This is a genomic window from bacterium (assembly GCA_040754625.1).
Taxonomy (GTDB): Bacteria; JACRDZ01; JAQUKH01; order JAQUKH01; family JAQUKH01; genus JAQUKH01.
Genome location: JBFMCF010000122.1, coordinates 20,407 through 41,150, shown reverse-complemented (window position 1 = coordinate 41,150; position 20,744 = coordinate 20,407). Strand labels below are relative to the sequence as shown.

The 20,744-nt window shown below is 38.3% G+C and carries 21 protein-coding genes; all 21 read right to left on the bottom strand.

Translation table 11 applies throughout. The annotated features are described in order from the left end of the window. Window positions 1-11 precede the first annotated feature (11 nt). Complete coding sequence (locus AB1498_11735) at window positions 12-731, bottom strand: WbqC family protein (protein ID MEW6088962.1); 720 nt, start codon at window positions 729-731, stop codon at window positions 12-14. Continuing rightward, the gene (locus AB1498_11730) at window positions 728-1,012 is read right to left on the bottom strand and encodes a GIY-YIG nuclease family protein (protein ID MEW6088961.1); all 285 of its coding nucleotides are present in this window, start codon (window positions 1,010-1,012) and stop codon (window positions 728-730) included. Before AB1498_11730 ends, AB1498_11735 begins: the two co-directional genes overlap by 4 nt. Window positions 1,013-1,284: 272 nt before the next feature. Then, window positions 1,285-2,799, bottom strand: a complete 1,515-nt coding sequence (locus AB1498_11725) for a hypothetical protein (protein MEW6088960.1) — start codon at window positions 2,797-2,799, stop codon at window positions 1,285-1,287. Then, entirely contained in the window at window positions 2,774-3,940 is a 1,167-nt protein-coding gene (locus AB1498_11720; GenBank protein MEW6088959.1) for a glycosyltransferase family 4 protein, read from the bottom strand. The genes AB1498_11725 and AB1498_11720 overlap by 26 nt, the downstream gene beginning before the upstream one ends. Window positions 3,941-3,943: 3 nt before the next feature. Then, on the bottom strand, window positions 3,944-5,119 hold the full coding sequence (locus tag AB1498_11715; protein MEW6088958.1) for a radical SAM protein: 1,176 nt from the start codon (window positions 5,117-5,119) through the stop codon (window positions 3,944-3,946). Next, window positions 5,116-6,294 carry a DegT/DnrJ/EryC1/StrS family aminotransferase gene (locus tag AB1498_11710; protein ID MEW6088957.1) on the bottom strand — a complete coding sequence of 393 codons (1,179 nt, stop codon included), beginning with the start codon at window positions 6,292-6,294 and terminating at the stop codon, window positions 5,116-5,118. The genes AB1498_11715 and AB1498_11710 overlap by 4 nt, the downstream gene beginning before the upstream one ends. Beyond that, window positions 6,294-6,959 carry a class I SAM-dependent methyltransferase gene (locus tag AB1498_11705; GenBank protein ID MEW6088956.1) on the bottom strand — a complete coding sequence of 222 codons (666 nt, stop codon included), beginning with the start codon at window positions 6,957-6,959 and terminating at the stop codon, window positions 6,294-6,296. Before AB1498_11705 ends, AB1498_11710 begins: the two co-directional genes overlap by 1 nt. A gap of 38 nt (window positions 6,960-6,997) precedes the next feature. Next, window positions 6,998-8,068 carry a glycosyltransferase family 9 protein gene (locus tag AB1498_11700; GenBank protein ID MEW6088955.1) on the bottom strand — a complete coding sequence of 357 codons (1,071 nt, stop codon included), beginning with the start codon at window positions 8,066-8,068 and terminating at the stop codon, window positions 6,998-7,000. Beyond that, the gene (gene waaF / locus AB1498_11695) at window positions 8,031-9,146 is read right to left on the bottom strand and encodes a lipopolysaccharide heptosyltransferase II (protein ID MEW6088954.1); all 1,116 of its coding nucleotides are present in this window, start codon (window positions 9,144-9,146) and stop codon (window positions 8,031-8,033) included. The genes AB1498_11700 and waaF overlap by 38 nt, the downstream gene beginning before the upstream one ends. Next, window positions 9,143-10,273 carry a glycosyltransferase family 4 protein gene (locus AB1498_11690; protein ID MEW6088953.1) on the bottom strand — a complete coding sequence of 377 codons (1,131 nt, stop codon included), beginning with the start codon at window positions 10,271-10,273 and terminating at the stop codon, window positions 9,143-9,145. Before AB1498_11690 ends, waaF begins: the two co-directional genes overlap by 4 nt. A 284-nt stretch (window positions 10,274-10,557) precedes the next feature. Further along, window positions 10,558-11,622 (bottom strand): glycosyltransferase, encoded by a 1,065-nt coding sequence (locus tag AB1498_11685; protein ID MEW6088952.1) that lies wholly within the window; start codon window positions 11,620-11,622, stop codon window positions 10,558-10,560. Between the two features lies 1 nt (window position 11,623). Beyond that, complete coding sequence (locus tag AB1498_11680) at window positions 11,624-12,217, bottom strand: acyltransferase (GenBank protein MEW6088951.1); 594 nt, start codon at window positions 12,215-12,217, stop codon at window positions 11,624-11,626. Window positions 12,218-12,228: 11 nt separating this feature from the next. After that, entirely contained in the window at window positions 12,229-13,275 is a 1,047-nt protein-coding gene (locus AB1498_11675) for a class I SAM-dependent methyltransferase (GenBank protein ID MEW6088950.1), read from the bottom strand. Further along, window positions 13,259-14,803, bottom strand: coding sequence for an oligosaccharide flippase family protein (locus AB1498_11670; protein ID MEW6088949.1), 1,545 nt, complete (start codon window positions 14,801-14,803; stop codon window positions 13,259-13,261). Before AB1498_11670 ends, AB1498_11675 begins: the two co-directional genes overlap by 17 nt. A 58-nt stretch (window positions 14,804-14,861) precedes the next feature. After that, window positions 14,862-16,151 carry an O-antigen ligase family protein gene (locus tag AB1498_11665; GenBank protein MEW6088948.1) on the bottom strand — a complete coding sequence of 430 codons (1,290 nt, stop codon included), beginning with the start codon at window positions 16,149-16,151 and terminating at the stop codon, window positions 14,862-14,864. A 7-nt stretch (window positions 16,152-16,158) separates the two neighbouring features. Then, the gene (locus tag AB1498_11660) at window positions 16,159-18,048 is read right to left on the bottom strand and encodes a GNVR domain-containing protein (GenBank protein MEW6088947.1); all 1,890 of its coding nucleotides are present in this window, start codon (window positions 18,046-18,048) and stop codon (window positions 16,159-16,161) included. A gap of 131 nt (window positions 18,049-18,179) precedes the next feature. Continuing rightward, on the bottom strand, window positions 18,180-18,995 hold the full coding sequence (locus AB1498_11655) for an AAA family ATPase (GenBank protein MEW6088946.1): 816 nt from the start codon (window positions 18,993-18,995) through the stop codon (window positions 18,180-18,182). Between the two features lie 92 nt (window positions 18,996-19,087). Then, a complete protein-coding gene (locus AB1498_11650) occupies window positions 19,088-19,363 on the bottom strand; it encodes a PqqD family protein (GenBank protein ID MEW6088945.1) in 276 nt (91 codons plus the stop codon). Next, entirely contained in the window at window positions 19,347-20,138 is a 792-nt protein-coding gene (locus tag AB1498_11645) for a hypothetical protein (GenBank protein ID MEW6088944.1), read from the bottom strand. Before AB1498_11645 ends, AB1498_11650 begins: the two co-directional genes overlap by 17 nt. Then, window positions 20,114-20,584, bottom strand: a complete 471-nt coding sequence (locus AB1498_11640; protein ID MEW6088943.1) for a signal peptidase I — start codon at window positions 20,582-20,584, stop codon at window positions 20,114-20,116. Before AB1498_11640 ends, AB1498_11645 begins: the two co-directional genes overlap by 25 nt. Beyond that, window positions 20,584-20,742 (bottom strand): hypothetical protein, encoded by a 159-nt coding sequence (locus AB1498_11635; GenBank protein MEW6088942.1) that lies wholly within the window; start codon window positions 20,740-20,742, stop codon window positions 20,584-20,586. Before AB1498_11635 ends, AB1498_11640 begins: the two co-directional genes overlap by 1 nt. Window positions 20,743-20,744 lie beyond the last annotated feature (2 nt).

Sequence of the window (20,744 nt, the reverse complement as noted above, 5' to 3'; positions counted from 1 at the left end):
ATTAATCTGAACTACCCCTGATTCCCCGCATATTTCACTCTGCCCCTCAATATATCTATACTTTTTTCGCCCTCGTTAAACAATAAATCAACTACCGACAAATAGGGCATAAAAGAACCCGCCCCCTTCCTGTAAAGCTGGTGATACACAGGATGATTAAAACTCTGGTATTCCAATTTGATTCCTTCCCTGGTAAACTTTTCTTCTTCTAAATAATCCCTGCCGCCGATCCCGGATAAATAAATATCGGCATTGAGTTTTTTACATATTTCTATAATTCTATCGGTTTTATTGCTGGAACTGCCCACTACAGATTCATAATACAACGGTGTCTGTATTTTAAGCTCTTTTAGAAGATATTTAATTATATGGATATTCAAATCCATCAGTCTTTCCCATGGACAGGAATAAACCTCTTTAAAAAAACCGGAATAGTTTTTAAAATAAGGAGCTCTATGATAATTCTGTTCTATACTTCCCCAGTGTTTTTTCTGCCAATCTGTCGAATTATCTATTTCAACCTTACTGATTTCCTGCCTGCCAAGGCCCCTGGATATTACAGGAACCGTAAGCATCAGCCAGCCGTTACCGGTGCGTATTTTATTCCTGTTCTGGAATTCCCTCGCCTTATACTGCACTTTATCCAAAAATACAAAAGCGTCGCTTTTGTCTATTTTGTCAAAATAACCCAGCCAGGGTATATATTGAGGTTGATGGACCGATATTTTCACCCAGCACCTCTTAAAGAATTACATATTCTATTTTTTAGTAATTTTAGGCTCTTACCATGATATTTCAATTTCTTTTCTCTATCAAAAGCATCGCTTTTCGATAAGAATGCTTCATAATATACTAGTTTTACGGGCAAATATTTTTTAGTTGAATAACATTTACCCTCTCTGTGTTCATTTAATCTATTTTTTAAATCAGAAGTTGCTCCAATATATAGAAAATCTTTTTTAGTACTGTTTAGTATATATACATAATGATATTTTTGAGGTGCTGGGTTCATTTTTTACTATTATCGTTAATATCCTCCTAAATCTTAAAGTCTACTACACTGTTACGCAAATTATTGGCACTCTTGTCATGAGTTGCAATGGTTCAGATTTGACGACATTAAAGGAACAAGATTTAGTATCTGTGCGAAATAAGCAGATGATATTCGGATACACCCCATCGAAGATGGGGGATGGGGGGCGAATATCACTGCGAAATTGAGCTACAGATACTTAATCGTGAGCCTTTGTCGACAAATCTGAACCATTGCAACTCTATTAAAAATTAACGTAACAGAGTACTTACAAATACGGGATTACTCACCAAAACCCTCTCAGGCGTATTAATTTCCAGGCGATAATAACTTTTCTTATTTTCATAAAAATATTCGTCGGTATAACTTACTTCAAAAGGGCTGTTGACTTCATACAGTTTAACAATAACGCCGTCTTTTATCAATTTAACTGTTATTTTTTCGTTATTTTTCCAATTAATTATCCGGCCTTTAATATTAATTACCGGTTTGCCTTTTAAATTTAATTCATCCGCGATAGTCCCATTAACACCTGAAAGGCTGTCTTTTACAACAAAACTTTCCAGGATAAAATTCCCGCAGTCCCTGCCTTTTACTACATACATTTTCCCGTTTTTTAACGCGCTTAAAATTGACTCTCTATTTATTTGGGGGACCAAAAATACTGTTCTTAAATCCTTTACCGCCTCGTTAAAGTTACCTGCCTGGTCAAATCCCAATCCTCCAATCGCCCAAACAGGGAGGCCTCCACCGGTCATGCAATAGTTTTTCAAGACCTTATCCCATATCCCGCCAGGCGGGCCTACCTTTTCATCGCCTTCGTAAAATATTGTCCATCCCGTATAATTTCTCGATTCCAATAAATATTCCGGATATTCCTTTGTTTCAACTTTTGCCTCATCATATTGCATTATATTTTCTATTTCAGGGTGCGCCCAAAAACTCATCCCGCCTTTTTGGTTAACATAATTAATAAAATTTTGGTAGGGGGATATACCCTGTGCACCATGATACTGGTCATATTTAAAATCATGAAAGGGATAATTATTAATGAAAAATATCAGTCCCGCGAACAGGCACAAACCGCCGAAAACCTGCCATGGCAGTGAATACGGCCCTAAAGAATTTCCCTGTGAGTCTTTATATTTGAATTTTCTTTTTCTTAAACATAGAAAACCAACAATCAAAACCGGCACGGGCCAGAATAAATATATATTTTTTAATTTAAAAGGCAGCAATAAACTTTTTTTATTGGCAACGGACGGAAGGTTTTTATAATCTTCCGCCTTATTTAATCCAAAAACCAGCATATGCTTATGCCAGTCAATTATCTTAAAATTATCCCTGAAAGGCTTCCCATCCCAGTAATAAAACGGCGCGGATTCAACCCCTGCGATCAAAACAATATCCGGATTTTTCTTTTGTATTTCTTCAATTTCCCTGAGGTATTTTTCAATCCCGTAACTTTGCATGGAATTCGATTCCACTTTTTTTTTAATGATTTTCCTGAGGGGCCAAAACCCGTATTCCCAGCTCATAAAATCCCTGTCGGTCAACATGACAACTTTTATGTCATTAATCTTCGCGATGTCAATAATTTCCTGGATCGAGTATTTACCGTCAGTTATGTCAGAACTGATTTGGATAACCGATTGGGCCTGCAAAAGATTTCCACCCGCATTTGTGCCTGTTCCGGCAGAAGTTAAAAAAAATAATATTACTGCCATGCGAAAATTTTTATCAATTTTTATTTTTATAAATTTCACTGTATAATCCATAAATATTTTTAACCAGATTTTCAATATTAAATTTATTATTTACCCATACCGCGGCTGAATTACCCATCTTTATCCGCTTATTTTTATCTTTCAGCAGGCTGATTACCGCTTCCGCCAAATCACCGGAAGATTTTGGAACAACCAATAATCCTGTTTCATTATTTTGGACAATTTCCGGAATCCCGCCGACATTCGCGGCAACAACGGGGACCCCGCAGGCCCCGGCTTCAATTAGTATTCTCCCTACCGCCTCATTTAAGGACGGGAGCACCAGTAAATCTAAAACCGGGAGGATTTCCGGGACATCCTCCCTCCACCCCGTAAAATTTGTTTTATCATGGATTCCAAATCCCCGGCACATGCTTTCAAGTTTTTTTCTAAGAGAACCTTCTCCGACAATCAAAAACTTTACTCCTGGAATTGCATCGCTTATAATCTTCGCCGCCTCTATAAAATATTCGGGGCCCTTGACTGTTTCTAAACGGTTAATCATCCCGACCACCATTTCACCCGGCCTTATATTAAATTCTTCTTTTTTTTTAAAAATGTCCGGACTTGTTTTTTTAAATTTGTCCAATTCTATCCCGCTGTCAAACACAATAATTTTATCCGGCCTGCTTATCTTAAATTTCACAAGGTCCTCTTTTTCCAGTTCAGTCAGGGCAATAACCTTGCTTGTGAAAATATCCATTATTTTTTCTAAAACAACTACGAGCCTGCTCCCCATCGCCCCGAAATAACCATAAAAATTATGCCCGTGAGAGGTATGAATAATATAATTTACGCCTGCAAGCCACGCGGCTTTCCTTCCCAATATTCCGGCCTTCGCGGTATGCGTGTGGACAATGCCGAATTTTTCCTTCCGGAACAACAAAAATAGTTTGATAAAGGCTTTAAAATCACCGGCCGGACTGATATCCCGTTTCAAATCAGGAATAATGAAAGTATTTTCTTTAAACTCTTCTAAAAAAAATTTTGTATTTGAGCTTAGATTTTTTGAAGGGCCTGTAATGAGCCTGACATCATACTTTTCTTTATCCGCCCCGAGACAGATTGCCCGGACAACATCAGGCGAACCTCCCCAGTCTAACCGTGTTATAACTTGCGCGATTTTGATTTTTTTTGGCATTTTTTAATACCTGTAAAGCTCGGTGCATCTTATGCAAACCGGGAATATTTTGTTTCTTTTCAGGGTCTTCCTGAAATTTCTTGCCCGCTCTCCATTCCAAATCAGGGTAAATTTATCTTTTTTTATATTGCCGAATGAATAATCAAAATTCAAGCACGGCCTGGTTTCGCCGTCAGGAAAAATATACGCGCTAATCCAGGGACTTACACAGCGGGGCGAATATTCCCGCGGCAGAAATAAAGGATTTTGATAATATTCAAACAGTCCTTTTTTTGAAAAATTAGGGTAGAAATCAACTTTTAAATCAAATCCTTTTTCTGCCATTTCAGTTACCTTTTTTTTGATTTCCTCCATTTTATTAAATAAAATTGAAACGTCTATGTCCGGCACGGAAATAAATCCTTTCCAGTCCAGGGACGAACAGTTTAAAAGTTTGTCATATTTTTTCTGCTTTTCAATAAGGCCGTTTTCAAGAAAAATTAAATTATGAAATGTCAATGAATCCGCCCCTGTTTCCTCTGCCGCGTTCAATAGTTGTTCAAGATTCTCATAATTATATTTGGTAATAGTGCATTGCAGGTTAATAAACGGCCTTTTTTTATTTTTTTCTTTTTTGAAATGGTTGATTTTTTTTAATCCATTTAGAACCCGGTCAAAAAGCCCGTCCATTCCTCTTATTTCATTATGCAGTTCACGGCCGCCGTCCAGCGAAACATTAAGTTCATCCAAACCGGCATCGACTAATTCTTGCGCCTTAGGTTCAATTAAAGAACCATTTGTGATCATAAGACAATGCATGTTTTTGTTTTTGATGTATTTTATGGTATCGATAGAATTTTTGTAAATCAGGGGTTCACCGCCGAAAAGCGTGATATTCGGCCCAAACGGGGATAAATCATCAATAACCATTTTTAATTCATCAAAAGAAAGTTCTTCGCGGATATATTCCGCGGATTGTTTCCTTGTGACCCCGCCCTCCCCCCACTGCCCGCACATTTTGCAATGCAGGTTACAGCGGTGAGTTAAAAATAATGTTACAGCTTCCGGATAACTGCTTTTGCCGTTTGACAAATAATAATATAAATACGCCATCAGTCTTTTTTTAAAGACCTTTAAAGCGTAACAGGGCTGATTATAAGCTTTAAATAAAAACCTTTTTGCGTTTCTTAAAGGAATCATCCAGCCGCCTTTTTTATTACCTGAATTATTCTCTCCATATCGTCTTTCCCAAGTAAGGGATGAACGGGTAATGTCAGCAAATGTTCCGCCAGGTAATTTGCATTCGGAAAATCCTCTTTCCTGTTACCTAAATCAAAAATATGATGCAGGGGTTTCAAATACATAAACGATGTATCAAAACCGGATGCCCAAAGGGCGTTCTTTATTTTTTGCCGCAATTCCAAATTTTTAAATAATACCGGAAATCTGTTAAACGCCGGTTTTGCTTCTTTGCTTGTTACGGGGACAATTATCTCTTTTAAACCATAAAGTTTTTCTGCCAGGAACATTCCATTGTTATACCTTTTTTCCGAAAATCCATCAATTTTATCCAATAATGATTTACCGACACCCGCCTGGAAATTGGAATATTTGCGGCTGTAAAAATTTTCCGGCACCTGATTATCTTTGAACCTTGAAATAATCAAATGAAACAATCCATACATATACGGATTTACAGCTAAAGAAAATGCTGTAAGTTTCAAAGGGAGAATGGATTTAGAAAATATTGCCTGCTCAGCCAGGCTGTCAATCCCGGCCTTGACCTTTTCACCCAGTTCAAATGAGCCGGTAAAAATACACCCTCCGCCGTATGTAGATAGATTTTTCCCCCTGTTGAAACTTGTAAAACCCGCATTGGAAAAACACCCTGTTTTTTTCCCGTTTATTGTACTGCCCAATGACTGAGCGCAATCTTCAATTATAAATATTCCCTGAAACCTTTCCTTCATGTCTTCAATACCGCTCACCGGTATTCCGAAAAGATGTGTCGGCACGATACATAATGTATCTTTCGTAATAATCTCAGAAATTGAATTTAAATCCACATTAAAATTATCTTTGGCTATATCACATAAAACCGGTTTTAAATTTGCCTTTAATACCGGCAATACCATACTCGGTGCCGTATATGCCGGCAATATCACCTCTTTTTTTGACGATAGGTTTTTTACCGTCTCAAGAATTATGTAAAACGCGGCCAAACCCGAATTTAACAAATAAATTTTTTCCGGGTAAAAATAATCCGATAAATCCCGCGCGAACTTTTCCACAGGCTCATTAAAAACGCCCCTGCAGCCTGAAACCAGATTTTCCAAACCCGCGCCGGGTCCGACCTGCGTAATTTTTTTAATCATTAGCTTTTCTTTCTTAAATTTAAAATTATTATCGGGGCCAATAGGCTTATCTTTGGCCCGATCATTTTTTTGCATTCCACCGTAAAACCTGCCTCTTCCGCAAATTGGGACATCTCTCTTAAAGTATATGTTTTTAAAGGCAGGTTTTTTACCGTTTCGTCATAAAAGGGAGCAAGTTTATATTTTAAATACAGGAAAGGGTTCTTCTTATTCCTGAAATCCAGTATAAACGCTGCGTCTTTTTTGCACACCCTTGATATTTCTTTTAATACTTTTTTTAAAAGGTCCTCCGACGGCAGGTTAAAAATAACATTTATACAAACAACTGTATCAAAATATGAATCTTCAAAAGGCATTGATGCCGCGTCAGCCTTGATTACTTTTATATTCCTGCAATTATTATCTTCAATTTTTTTCTCCGCCTTCTCTAATATTTCCGGACGGTTATCTATTCCATATATGTCTAATTTTTTATTCAGGGACGCCAATTTAACTAAAAATAATCCCTCTCCGCAACCTGCTTCCAATAATTTTCCCTTATCATTCCGGCATAACCTGAGAGCTTCTTTTCTTACCATATCCTGCCACCGGCCGGCAGAATATTCGCCGCGCTCCCCGGGGTCAGACATTTTTTCGTGAAACCAGTAATAAATTTTTTTCATCATTTTCATGAATCTATTTTTTACGTTAGCACATTGTTAAATTAATTTAACAGATCACTATGCAGCAATAATTTTGCCGCAGAAACAACTTCTCCCGCCGAAATTTCCTTTAAGCATTCCATCGAATCACAAGTTGTTTTTTCACATGGCGAACATTCTTTTTTTGTGTATAAAACAATTGCCTTCCCGGAAATATTCCGGGGATCAAACCGGGTCAAATCCCCCGGTCCGAATATTGCTATTAACGGTGTTTTCAAAACTGCCGCCATGTGCATCGGTCCTGTATCGTTGGAAATATATACATTACATCGTTTAATCAGGGCGCCCAGTTCTTTTATGTCAAGCCGGCCGGTCATATCAATCATTTTAAGGCCGGCCATTTTTTTTAATTCATCAGCCAGATATAAATCATCCTTGCCGCCCGTAATTATAAATTTACATTTAAATATATTATTGATTTCTATTGCTGCTTTAGAAAAATTCTCCACAGGCCACCGCCGCGTCGGCATACCTCCGGGGTGAATGCCAATAAGCACATCTTCCGCAAATATCCCTTCTTTTTTTAGCAATTCATTGATTTTATTTGCTGTTTCCTCCACTATCTGAAAGTCTATATTTTTATCAGAAACATCTGTCCCGAGAGCTTTTATTGTTTCAATATCGTATTCCATTTCATATTTTTTGCCAATAAGTGTTTCCGGGATTTTTATGTCAAAAAAACAGCCTTTTCCATCTGTATCCCTGCCTGCTTTAATTTTGGGATTAATTATATTAAATATAAACTTCATTTTTTCAGCGCTTTTTTCAGAAACAATCGTGCGCATATTTATTGCCAAATCAAAATGTTCCCTGCGCAATATCAGCAATATTTTAAAGCTGGTAAAAATATTTTTAAAGAATATCAATCCCCCGTATTCGATATCAAAAATTACAATTTTATTAAAATACGGCAGGCCTTTTACCAAATCGCAACTTCTATAATTAAAAAGGCCGTAAATTTCCGCCTGGGGATAAAATTTTCTTAACGCCTTTAAAGCCGGAAGCGATAAAAGCACATCACCAATGCCCCCAAGGTTAATTACAAGAATCTTTTTTATACTTTTTAGCTCCATAAACTTCTTCCACAAGGTTTTTCACAGCTTCAAAAACCTCATCCGCTGATATTAAATTCATGCATTTATGATCTTCGCATTTTGCCCTGCCGCACGGGCTGCATTCCAAATCTTTCCGGAGAACAATATTATTCTCTCCCTCCGGCCGCCAAAGAACAGGGTCTGTCGGACCCATCATTGACACGGCCGGTATTTTTAAAGCGTACGCGATATGCAGTAAACCGGAATTGTTTCCTATAAAAAAATCACACTCATTTAATAAAGATACAGCCTGCCTGAGAGTTAAACTGCAAAATATGCTGACATTTCCACTTTCTATTTTATGTTTTATATTTTTTAATAACTTTTCTTCATTTTTATCTCCAAAAAGAATTATTTGAAAAGAATAATTCTCCATGATTTTCTCGGATATGTTTACAAAATTTTCTTCCGGCCAGCGCTGGCTTGGATAGAAACCGCCAGGATGCACCGCTATTTTAAAGCTGTCCTTTTTAATGCCATGAGAAGTCATATAATTTTCAGCCCATTTCTTTTCCTCATCAGATAAATTTAGGCGAAATTGATAACCTTTAAAATCCATGTCCAGGCAACTTATAAGCCCGGCAAGATGGTCGTTCATAGAACAGCTATTGTCCATGCCCGGCCCTTTTATATTAAAGAAAATCTCCCTGCCCGCGTTTTCAAACCCTAACCTGTATCTTGCCCCGGATAGATAAGCCAAAAAAGCCTGTTTTAATTCATAAGTAAAGAATAAATCAACAGCTAAATCTACTTTCTTCTTCCTAATTTCTTTTATAAACTGCTTAATCCCTTTGTAAATCAGGATTTCATCAACATCAGGATTATTTTGAATAATATCACTATTGGTTTTTGATGCAAGCACAATAATATAAGCGTCAGGATATTTTTTCTTTAAAGCATGAAATATTCCTGTCGATAATATCATGTCTCCTATCCGGTCATGCCGTAAAACCAGTATTTTTTTAATTTCGAAATCCTTTGGGAATTTTATTTTTCTTATAAATAAAAACGGCAATAATAAAGTTCGCCTTATGGTTAAGTAAGTATTTTTATTCATTTTTGAATAAGTTCCAGATAAATTTTTTCTATTTGCTCCACGTTTTTCTCTATAGAAAAGTTTTCTTCGGCTATTTTTCTGCCTGTTTCACCCATTTTTTTTGCTGCCGCAATATCATGGACCATGACCGCGATTTTTTCCGCTAATGCCTCTGAATTTTCCGGTTTAATCAAAAAACCGCTGATACCGTCTTTTAAAATCTCGGGTGTTCCTCCCGAATTTGTAGCTACTACCGGTTTCCCGCAGGCCATTGATTCTAAAATTATCCTTGAACATCCTTCATAAACAGACGGCAGCACAAGAATATCCATCGCCGCATAAATTTCCGGCATATCCCGCCTGAACCCCGTAAAAACCACTCTATCATTTATACCCAATTCATGAACCATTTTCCTCAAGTCTTTCTCTCTTTTCTTATCTTCTTCAAAAACCGCTCCGCCGGCAATTAAAAATTTTAAATTTTTCAGTTTATAAGGCGTATTATAAATAAGCATTTGCGCGGCCTTAAAAAAAGTATCATGCCCTTTAAAAACATTAAAGCGGGACGCGATCCCGATAACAATCTCGCCGGGGAGTATGCCAAATTCTTTTTTTATTTCGACAGCATTCAAAAATGGATTGAATTTTTCCAGATCAACTCCATTAAGGACTATTCTGACTTTATCCGGAAGTTTGTCTTTGACCAAAAACCGTTTTCCTATTGCACATGAATTACAAATAATCCTGTCAGGCAAAAAAGAAAACAGCCTGTCAGGATCTATTTTTTCGCCCGTAAGCATATTGCGCTGGTGCCAGATTACGGGAATTTTATCTAATTTACCCGCAATTGACGCGTAGATATGTGTCCTGATGCTATTGGAATGAAGAATATGTATTTTTTCCTTCCTGGTGATGCCGCGGATTTCAGCTGTTGCCCGCGGTATTCCTAAAATTTCTCTAACCGGCGGGAATTTGACAAAATATATTTTTATCCCCAGTTGTCTAAGTTTGTCAACAAACGGCCCTTCACAAGGACAAATAAATACCGGATGAAATTGTTCTTTATCAATTTTATTAACTAAATTCCAAAGGCTGTTTTCCGCGCCTGCAAGCATTGAAGTCTCATGTAAATACAAAACATTTACCATTTGATGAATCCTTTGTTTATCAGTTTTTTCCACAAATAATTTATAGGACAGTGTTATGGCAATCTGGGTTTATCGACATTAAAGGGCGAAGATTTAGTATCTGTGCGAAATGAGCAGATGATATGCGAAGAAACACCCCGTTCCGATTACTATCGGAATGGGGGATGGGGGGCGCATATCACTGCGAAATTGAGCTACAGATACTTAATCAAAAACTTAGTCGATAAATCCGGATTGCCATAACATTATCAATTGTTAATAGCTCAACTTCGTAACGGACCGATTTATGAAACTGCTTCTAATAAATATTTCAGCCTCCTCTGATAAGTGTGTTCCTTGTGCGCCCGCTGATATGCCTTTTCAGAAATCTTCTTTATTTCCTCCGGGCGCGACAAATAATAACGCACTAATTCCACCAATTCTTCCACTGTATGATAAACTATAATCTCCTCGCCTGCTTTATAAAATTCACGCAGATGGGGAATATCCGGGGTCAAAAGAAATCCTCCGCTTGCCGGTACTTCGAAAACACGCGGGGTGACGTTAAAAATATTTTTTTTCCTGCCGTATAAAATATGATGGTCAATAATAATTTTCGACGCATTATATACTTTTACAGCTTCTCCGGCATATATATCTTTTTTTTGCAGGCAATGTTTTAACCCGGGTGAACAATTTTCAAAGCGGCCCCATATTTTCAAGTCAAAACATGTCAATTTTTCCAGGAATTTTTCCCTTTCCGGCGTGACAGTTCCTACAAAGGCCACATCACTGCCGTAATTTTTCATCTCATTTTCCGATAGTAACATCTTTTTATGCACAAAAATGTCACAGCCCAAAGGAAGAGACATTATACGGCTGGCATCTCCGCCAAGATCGCTTAGTATCTCAGTGGAATCTACAAGAAAAATATAATCGTAAGCGGACCTGACCTTGTAAAAAATTTCCCGGCGATAAGGTAAAAGCAAGGTATCAAAAATCCAATTCACGCAAACCGTTCCTGTTTCTCTCTTTATTTCATCAATTGTCCCTGCAGATATATTTTCTCCTAAAAAAACCAAAACTAAGTCAGGCTTGCAAAGTCTTGCAAAAGCAATAAGCCGTTTATTTGTCTCTTTATCGCTAAGGGATCTAACAGCAGCGGAAATTTCATAAGGAGAAGGCAGTGACGGAAAAATTTTTCTTACTTTTTTTTTAAAAAAAGCGATGACTTTATTTTCAGCATAAGGATGATTCTCTAAATCAAAACAATAAACCTCATTTCCAAGAAATTCCAATCCTCTCTTGCAATAATCGCTGATTGCCCCCCTTATGGTCCGGTTTTGAGGAGAAACTAATAGAATTTTCATTTTACTTCCATTTTTTAATTACTCTCGCGGGAACACCTGCCGCCACCGTGTAAGCGGGAATATCTGTTGTTACTACCGCTCCGGCGCCGATTACCGCGCCGGTTCCGATATTAACACCATCAAGAATCACCGCGTTTGCTCCTATCCAGACACTATTTTCTATTTTTATGCCATTACCCCGCATATCAGTGCTGAAACAGGGTGTGCCTAATTTTTCATATTGATGCTCTGAAGCCACAATTACAACATGCGGCGCGATATGCACATCATCGCCTATCTCTATCCCGCCGAACCCGTTTAATACGGCATAATCATTTACCGAACAATCCCTGCCTATTTTTATCCTGCCCCCGTTTGTCTTTAATAAAGCGTAAGGATATATAGTGGTATAATTTCCAATTTCTATTGCCGCATTTTCCCCGTTAGCGTAAATCCGGCTGTGTTTTTCTAAAACCGCGCCTTTTTTTAAAACAATTCTTTCAGCGTGAATAATTTCGCAAAAAGGAGAGACATAAACGTTTTCTTCAAAATTTCTTATACCTTTTACTAAACACGATAATCTTTTTATCAATAATTTTAAATAATTTTTTCCCATTCCCCGCCTCCTTATTTTTCCGCTGTTAGTTCTATGTCCTCTCCCCAATCTTTGCCAAACCGGCACCCCAACCATTCCATAAAGGCAAAAAAATAACGTCTCTTTCGCGGCAATATATTCTTCAGATTATCCTTATTTCCTTCTGAGATGCTCTTGCTGGCATTATAATTATTTCTTGCGCTCCTGGTTATTGTTTTAATGGAAAATTTATTAAAAGGCAATTTTCCAAAAAGTATATTCAAAGACAGCGGCGAAAAAATAAATATATGCCGCGGCGGATCCAAAGCCATCCAGTGTTTATGAAAAACCTTATGGCCGAAGCTTTTCACGTTTGGGGTGCGTAAAACCAGTTTCCCGCCCGGCTTAAGAATCCTCCAGCACTCCTGTAGTGTAAAAGCCGGTGAAAGCAAATGTTCAACCACATGGTTCATTGTTACTTGCGCAACTGAAGAATCCGGCAATTTCGCTTCTTCCAGCGTGCCTTTAAAAACCTTTAAACCTCTTTTTTCAGCAAGCCCTGCCGCGACAAAATGCGGTTCAATTCCCATCAGATTAGGACATCCGGCATTCCTCAAAAAATCCAAAAAATCCCCTTTCCCGCAGCCTACATCCAAAAACAAAGCCCCGGGGTCAGGATTAAAGAAAGGAAAAAGCCCGCCTAATTCATATATTGCTTTCGCCCGTAAAAGAGGAACATGTCCAAGAAATCCGTACAATCCGCAAAACCTGTGTTTGTTATGAAAATTACGGTATCCGTAATAACCGCAGATAATCCCTTCCCGAAACGCGTCTCTAAAACCGCCCAAAAACCGTTTTGATGAAATAAACACACCGTTTTTCGCCTCTTCTTCCGCGTAATATTCATCATAGCAATCCATTACTGCACTGGAAACGGGGCGCGGGTCAAGCCAGAGTAAGCCGCATGATGAACATTCCTTTAATATAAACCTGCCTTTCACGAGGCCAAAACGGTCGGACAAATCTCCGTATTTTTCAGCGCCCGGCCTGCCGCAAACCATACAATCAGGAAACGGCCCTGTTTTAATAATTTTTTGCATTTTCTTTTATAAAAAGTAAAATTTTTTCCTTTAATACATCGTCCAAGCCGTATCTCCATACAACAACAATATAAACAACAAACACCAAAGCCACACCCCCGAGATTTGCCGCGGACAGAAAAGGCAGATCCAGCCTGCTTATCAAAAAAAACAATATAACGCATAATGACGCGGGCAGGAAAACCTTAAAGATAATCCTTCCGTACCACGTAAAAATAGAAATATTAAAAAAACGGCATATGGCATTGTGTAAAAGGAAGGTATCTGCCGAAACACGCAATACCCACGCCCAGGCAGCCCCCAAACCCGCAAATTTAAGAATTAATATATAACTTAGAGGAATATAGAGCACCATTTCTATTATATGAAAAAACGCGGGCAAATGCGGTTTTCCCATTCCCTGTAAAGCCGCTAAGGAAGGAGCGGCCATTGCGTTAATCACGCCCCCGAATGAAAGAATAATAAGTATATCCGCTGATTGTAAAACAAAATCATTTCCCAGCCAGGCAGCCAAAAACGGCCGGGCAAAAATAATAAAAAAAGAGATAAAAAAAACATACAAAAAAACAATGCAAATTACCCCCTGGTAATGCAAATTGGCATTTTTTTCTTTATCAACTGCGTCATTGAAATAACTGAAACTCGGGAAAAGGACAGAAGAAACAGAGGAACGGACCAAAGATAACCTGTCTACCAGCAAAAACGGTATAAGGTAATATGTAAGTTTCGATAAAGAATTTACCGAAGTCAAAAATATTTTTTCTATGTTCAGTAAAAAGGGCGCAACCAGCGAAGAAACGCTGATGAATGCTCCAAATTTAAAAAGTTGTTTTACTGTATGAATGTCCACTACAGGAAAACACAAGGAAGGCATTTTTTTCCGCACAATCAAAAAATATATAAAAAATCCGGTCACCTGTACAAAAATCCCGGAGAAAATTACACCTTTAAGAGAAAACCCGGATTTTAACAAAATAATCGCGAGAAATACCTGCAGGGTATTCATGAATATTCCAACCCGGTTTAACGTGTCAAACCTTCCTTCCGCCTGTATAATACTGTTCACCGCTCCTAAAAGTAAAGAAAATAAAAATCCCAAAGAGCCTAAACGAATGGCGCTCACCGCGGTTTCTAAAAATTCAGGTTCTATATGAAAAAATTTCCCTGCGATTAAACGGCTGAAAAAAATAATTACTACCATCCCGGCCGACCCTAAAAGAAAAGAACTTGATAGTGAAGCCCAGTAAACTTTTCTTATTTTTTCCTCGTCTGTAACCGCTAAATACTGAGCCATATACTTTACCGCCGCATTCCCCATCCCCATATGTAAAAATGAAAAATACCCCACGGTTATTCCCACTAACCCGTATATACCGTATAAATTAACATCAAGTCTGGATACGATAAAAGGAGTCGCAAAAAACGATAAAACCGCTATCCACAGCTGGCCTGAGAAATTCCATAATACACTTCCGATTATCCTTCCTGAACCGAATTTTTGTTTTGCGAAAGTTTCAGTTTTTAGCATGTCCCAATTCCCTGATAGTGACAGTACATTGTAAAGTTAGTTGTTAATAGAACTTAGATTAATTTGCCAGAGCACTAGTATTTTTCAACTCGGGTAATACCGCCACTATTGCCGCCAAAAACCAGAACGGCTCCATAATGCGGATAATAATAAAAATCTCAGACCCGATACCCATAACCAAAAGGCCTATTAATGAACAAAAAAATCCTAAATTTAAACCTTGTCCGAAGCTGCCGATTTCAGAATTCCCAAAATTGTCTTTAGTGACCCTGAAGAGCCTTAAAATCATCCACGAGAAAACAAACAATCCTGTAATCCCCACTTCCCTCAATATGCGGGCATATTGGACATCAAAAAGGGTCCCGCCGCCGGGCACCCCGTATCCAAGGAGCGGCCGTTCCACCCATTTTTGCAGGGACCATTTCCATGCTTTGATTCTCGCGGCCGCTGATTCATCTAATGTCACTTTTTTCCCTAAAATATAATAATTGTCTCTGCCGACAAATGTAGCGTCATAACGTTTCTGGGCCGCGCCGGGCAGGACAAAAGGGGAAATAAAAATAGATAAAATAAGGCCGAGCGTTAAAATTTTTTTATGTTTCTTTGAAAAAAATATAAAGGCCAGGTACATCCCGAAGAATCCGAGCCAGCCGCTCCTGGAAAAAGTATAAATAAAAGGGGCCAGCAGAAACAGGAAAAAACAGCCTGATGCAAGATGTAACTCCATTGAACCGGCATAAATGAAAATTCCAAGAGCCAATCCCATCATTAAAATCAGATACCCTGCAAACGTGTTAGGTTCTCCTTCCTTTCCTTCAAAAGGGGCAGTAGCCCTAAGCCCTGTTTTCAAAGACGTTATTAAAGCAAATATACTTACAATAAAGCACACAAGTAGCATATAAAAAACAAATTTTTTTACCTGTTTTTCGTCCTTGATATTATTGCTTACCATAAAAAAAACTAAAAAATATTCCGTATATTTCAGAATATAAAATATACTGTGTACAGGGTTTACAATTCCCTGTAAAACTGCTATGGTTGTTGACAATAAACAAACAACAATATAGGAAAGGACGGGCGTATTGATTGGATTGACTCTTATCAGCCCTATTTCTTTATTTATGGACATCTTAGCCAGCCAGCCTATAAAAATCATGAGCAGCAGAATATCATCAAAGCGGATAACCACGGCCCTTCCCGGGATGCCTCCTATGTTAATTTCCGGCGAGAGCAGCATCGAGAAAACGAAAATAATAAGGGCTATGTCTATTTTTATAAAGGCAATCAAAAAAAGGACTAAACCCAAAATAATAACTATAGGCACTTGAAAAGGAAAATTAAACCCCATTTTTTTGCTATATTTTATCTATTGGCTCACCATACGGATTTTTATACCTGCCGTAATAATACGGAAATTCCACAGCTTCAGTTTGAGGTGCCGTATGGTTTAAGATAACACCTAAAAGTTTCGCGCCAACTGATTCTAACTGGATTTTAGTCCGAAGGAGGGGGCCTCTCGCGGTTTTCCCGATTTCATAGCACAGGATAACACCATCGACCTTCGGGGCCAGGATACTGGCGTCCGCTATAGGAAGGACCGGCGGAGAATCAAATATAATTATATCGAATTTGCTTTTAAGTTCTTCAATTAATTTTGCGAATTCAGGCGTCCCCAAAATTTCTGAAATATTTTCTGTCGCGCGTCCGCTGGGTAATATACTTATCTTTTCCAAATCACCTGTTTTCACTACATCTTCCAGCGCCATTTTTCCCAGCATAAAATCGGAAATGCCTTTAATGCTGTTTTCCAATTTTGATGAACCTGTAACAACTTCGATTATGCCGGGTTCATTTGACAATCCAAAAGTCTCAGCCAAAACAGGGCGTCTCAAATCAGTAGAAACCAAAAGTGTTTTTAATCCCTTTTGGGCAAAAGTAAGGCCCACGTTCACCATAACCGTGCTTTTTCCTTCTCTCGGGCCTGTACTTGTGACAAGAAGAGTTTTCAGGTTTGGAGTAATTTCAATATTGGTACGGATATTGCGGTAGGATTCCGCTATGTGCGATAAGGGTTTATAATGAGTAATCAAACGTATATACCCCTCTTCAACTTCACTCTTATTAATAAATTTATCTTTAAACTTTCTGAAAATATCCTTGTTCTTGTCAAGGTAAGGAGTTATTGACGGAATAACGCCTAAAATCGGAAGTCCCAGCAATTTTTCCACATCTTCAATTGTTCCTATAGACGTGTCCAATGTTTCAAAGAGAAAAGCAAAAACTATTCCCAAAAGCAGCCCGGCTAATCCGCCGATAAACGTTGCTATTTTTTTTTGCGGTGAAATCGGATAAAGAGGCATGACCGCCGGATTAACAACAGAAACATCTCCTACTTTTTGCGCTTCATTAATGCGCGCTTCTTCAAGCCGTTCTTTTAATATACTAAAAAGTTTTTTATCTGCCTCTAATTCACGGCTCAGCCTGGCATATTCCAAATCTTCGCCGGAAAAATCTTTTAACTGCGACTCCAGGTCTTTAATCTGTTCCCTGGCTTCTTTTACCCGCGGATGTTCCTCCGTGTATTTTTGCAAAAGCGTGTTTAATTTAAACTGTAAATCCGCTGAATTTCTCTGGATCGCTTCTGCCAGCCTTATATTTTTTACTTTTTCTTCAACTTTTTTTAAACGGTTTTCCTTCTTTGCAAGCCTTGACTCCAGCTGGGACAGCTGGTCTTCAATAAATTTCCGGGCATTACGCGCCTGTTCGGTTTTTTCTAAAAGACTTTCTTCAACATACACTTCCGCAAACATATTTGCAAGCCTGGTAACTTCTTCCGCGTTATTTGAACTTGCTGTAATCTGAATGATGTTTGTGTCGGAAACGCGTTCCGTATTTATCTTGCTCTGTAAATTCAGAATAACTTCATCAATCTTTTCAGCCGCGGTGCTGTCATTTATCAACCCCATCCTCACGGCCACTTTTTGCACAATCGAAAAACCTTTGATTATCTTAGTCTGGGAAGACATCATATCCGCGGGATTATAAGTGACCCATTCCGTAAGCAAACCCGCGACTGTTTTTCTTTCAAGTATCTTTACTGTACTGGAGGCCTGAAACACCTCTGTCTGCATGGAAATAAAAACGGCGCTTCCCAGGGTAACGGCAAAAAAAGTCAAAATTATTATGATTTTTCTGCGGCGAAAAATCCTTAAATAATCCCTTATGTTTAATTCATACTGAGGCACGAAGTTCTCCTCTAATTAATCAAAAAAACCTCTAGTGTAAAGTTAATTTATAATAGTGTTATGACGGTTTGGATTTGGCAACAAATTCAAACTGTCATAACACCTGACAATTAATTTGCCAGAGGACTCTATCAGTTTCCCAGGTTCTGCAGGCTCTCATTTACCATTTCCCCGTTTATCACAGCGGCATTTTTATACATCCCAAGCAGTAAACTTAAATCACACGCCCTGTTAATCCTTCTCGGTATCCCGCCTGAATAATTGCTTATTGATTTAATGGCGCTTTCATCAAACATCGGGTTCTTTACTCCGGCGATATTTATCCTGTAATTTATATAATCACTGACTTCCTCCAGGCTGAAAGGCCCCAGGTGACATTTTATGGCAATTCTCTGGTCCAGTTGTTTGTTGTCCTCAATCTGCTGTTTTAATTCAGGCTGGCCGAAAAGGAATAAAGTCAATAAGAACCTGTCCCTGCTCTGGAAATTAAGAAGGAGGCGCAGTCCTTCAAGGGTCTGCTCGTTTTTTATAATGTGGGCTTCATCAATAATGATTATTGTTTCACGGCCGTCGCGAAGGTTATTTTCCAGGATATCCCCCAAAAGTTCCAGTAAATAATCCGCCGAAAGCTCTGATTTTTTGGCGGGCAAATCTATGGACTTTAAACTGCGGACAACCGACCTTAGCAAATCGACGTAATCAAGCTGGGGATTATTGATAAACGCGACCCTGTATTTATCAAGAGGAAGTTCGTCGCACAGCACCTGCCCCACAACCGTTTTCCCGCACCCGAACACACCGGTCAGCACGGCCGCGCCGAGGTTTTGCTCAATTGTATAATGCAGCCGCATTAAAACCTCTTCATGGCTTTGAGATTTATAAAAAAACTTCGGGTCAGGTGTGTTATTAAATGGTTTACTGCTCAATTTCCAATATTCTTCGTACATATTTTCTCACTTATCCTGAATTATCGTCAACTTTTCTTAAAAAATTGATGTTTTATTATTATCCCTGCATGACAAGGGGTCAGGACCCCTTGTCAAATTAAAGATGCCAGGCCGTTGTCCGTTAACTTTTTAATAAAATCCAAAATATCTTCATTTATTTCTGTCTTTTCACCCTCAAATTCTTCATTTATAATATCGATAATATCTTTACATGTTTTTTCACCATTAAGTAATTCCCAGACCCTTGTGCCGACATTATTCAAAGGATAAATAAGGCTGTCTTTCGGGCTTACTAAAAGCGCTTCTTCCTCAATAATTCTCCACGCGATATTATCATTCTTTTTTACGCGCCTATCTGACAAATCCATTTATATACTCCCATATTTCAGGTTCTTTTTTAAAATGAAGTTCATAGCTGGGTATTTTTTTTACAAGCGAATCCAGCGTATTTAATAAATGGCCGGTTGTCTGGCAGTCAAGTATATTTAACACGGTATGACAAAGCATCTCCTTTGCCGCGCTGACAGGTTTAACCGGGAAAAGCTTAAAACAAGTATCTTTTTTTATGTTAAAAAATGCCTTTACAGGAGCGCCGGTATTATTTTTTACCTGGCCGAATTCTCCAAAAAAAGGGGTGGCATAAGCATAATAAAAACCATTTTTGGGAATTACGGCTGTTGTTTCATCGCTTAAAATTGTCCTGCCCCCGGATAAACCCGCGATAGTTGTTTTTCCGCTTCCCGAAGGCCCGAAAAAAATATAAGAAAATTCTTTTTCTATCACACCACAGCTGTGCAATAAAAACCCGCCTTTTTTTGCGAGTATCACTCCGCATAAGAGTTTCAGTAAATCGACAATCCCTGATCCGGAATTAAAAGACGCGGTAATTTCCCCCCGTGAATAATCCATATCCACATCAAAAAAATCTGTTTCCGCATAGAATTGCGTACCTGACCATTTGCTGATGGATGACGAAGAAATGTTATTTCCCTTTTTTTTGTCAAATTTTAGAAATAGTTTAAATTCCGCATTTTTTTTAGAAAAAAACGGTTTGTAATTTTCTTCAAGCCAAATTATAAATCTTTTGCTGGGGCTTAAAATTTCAAATACAATATCAGCTATGCTGATTCTGACAAAATGCATATTTTTTTTAAATAATAAACTGAACGGGCAACAAACGGCAGTAAATAACTCAGGAAAAGTCCAATAGAGCGCGCACCAGGGTTGTTTATATTTATATTGAATCCCATCCTTTTAAAAATCAAAATTTTACCAATCACTTTTTCTTGTTTAACCGGGGAATCAAAATAAAAAGAAGTGTCCCCCTTTGTTTTTAAAAACAATTCGCCTTTTAATTTTATTCTTTTTAAAACACGGTGACAAACAATGTCCGTTACATCTTCAAATATAACAATATCGCCCCTGTGAACGTCTTCAAGGGAACATAAAATAACCTGGACAAGAGTGCCATTATCAAAAAAAGGAAACATACTCCTGCCATTGACTTTTACCCAGACGGACCTGTTTTTACAGACTGCCTCTTTTAAAAGCCAGCCATTAACAAAGTTATCAATTGTATATTCTGCCATTACGACGAGTCTCTTCCCCGCCGCGATTTACCTTTGCTGTTCCTGTTCGCAACGGAACAGGTAAATATAGTTGCGCGGCAGCAAAGCAAAGCACCCACTTCCAGCATTTTAACCGGTTCCAGTTTTGGTTTTCCATAAATCTTTTTTTTATTCTGCATGG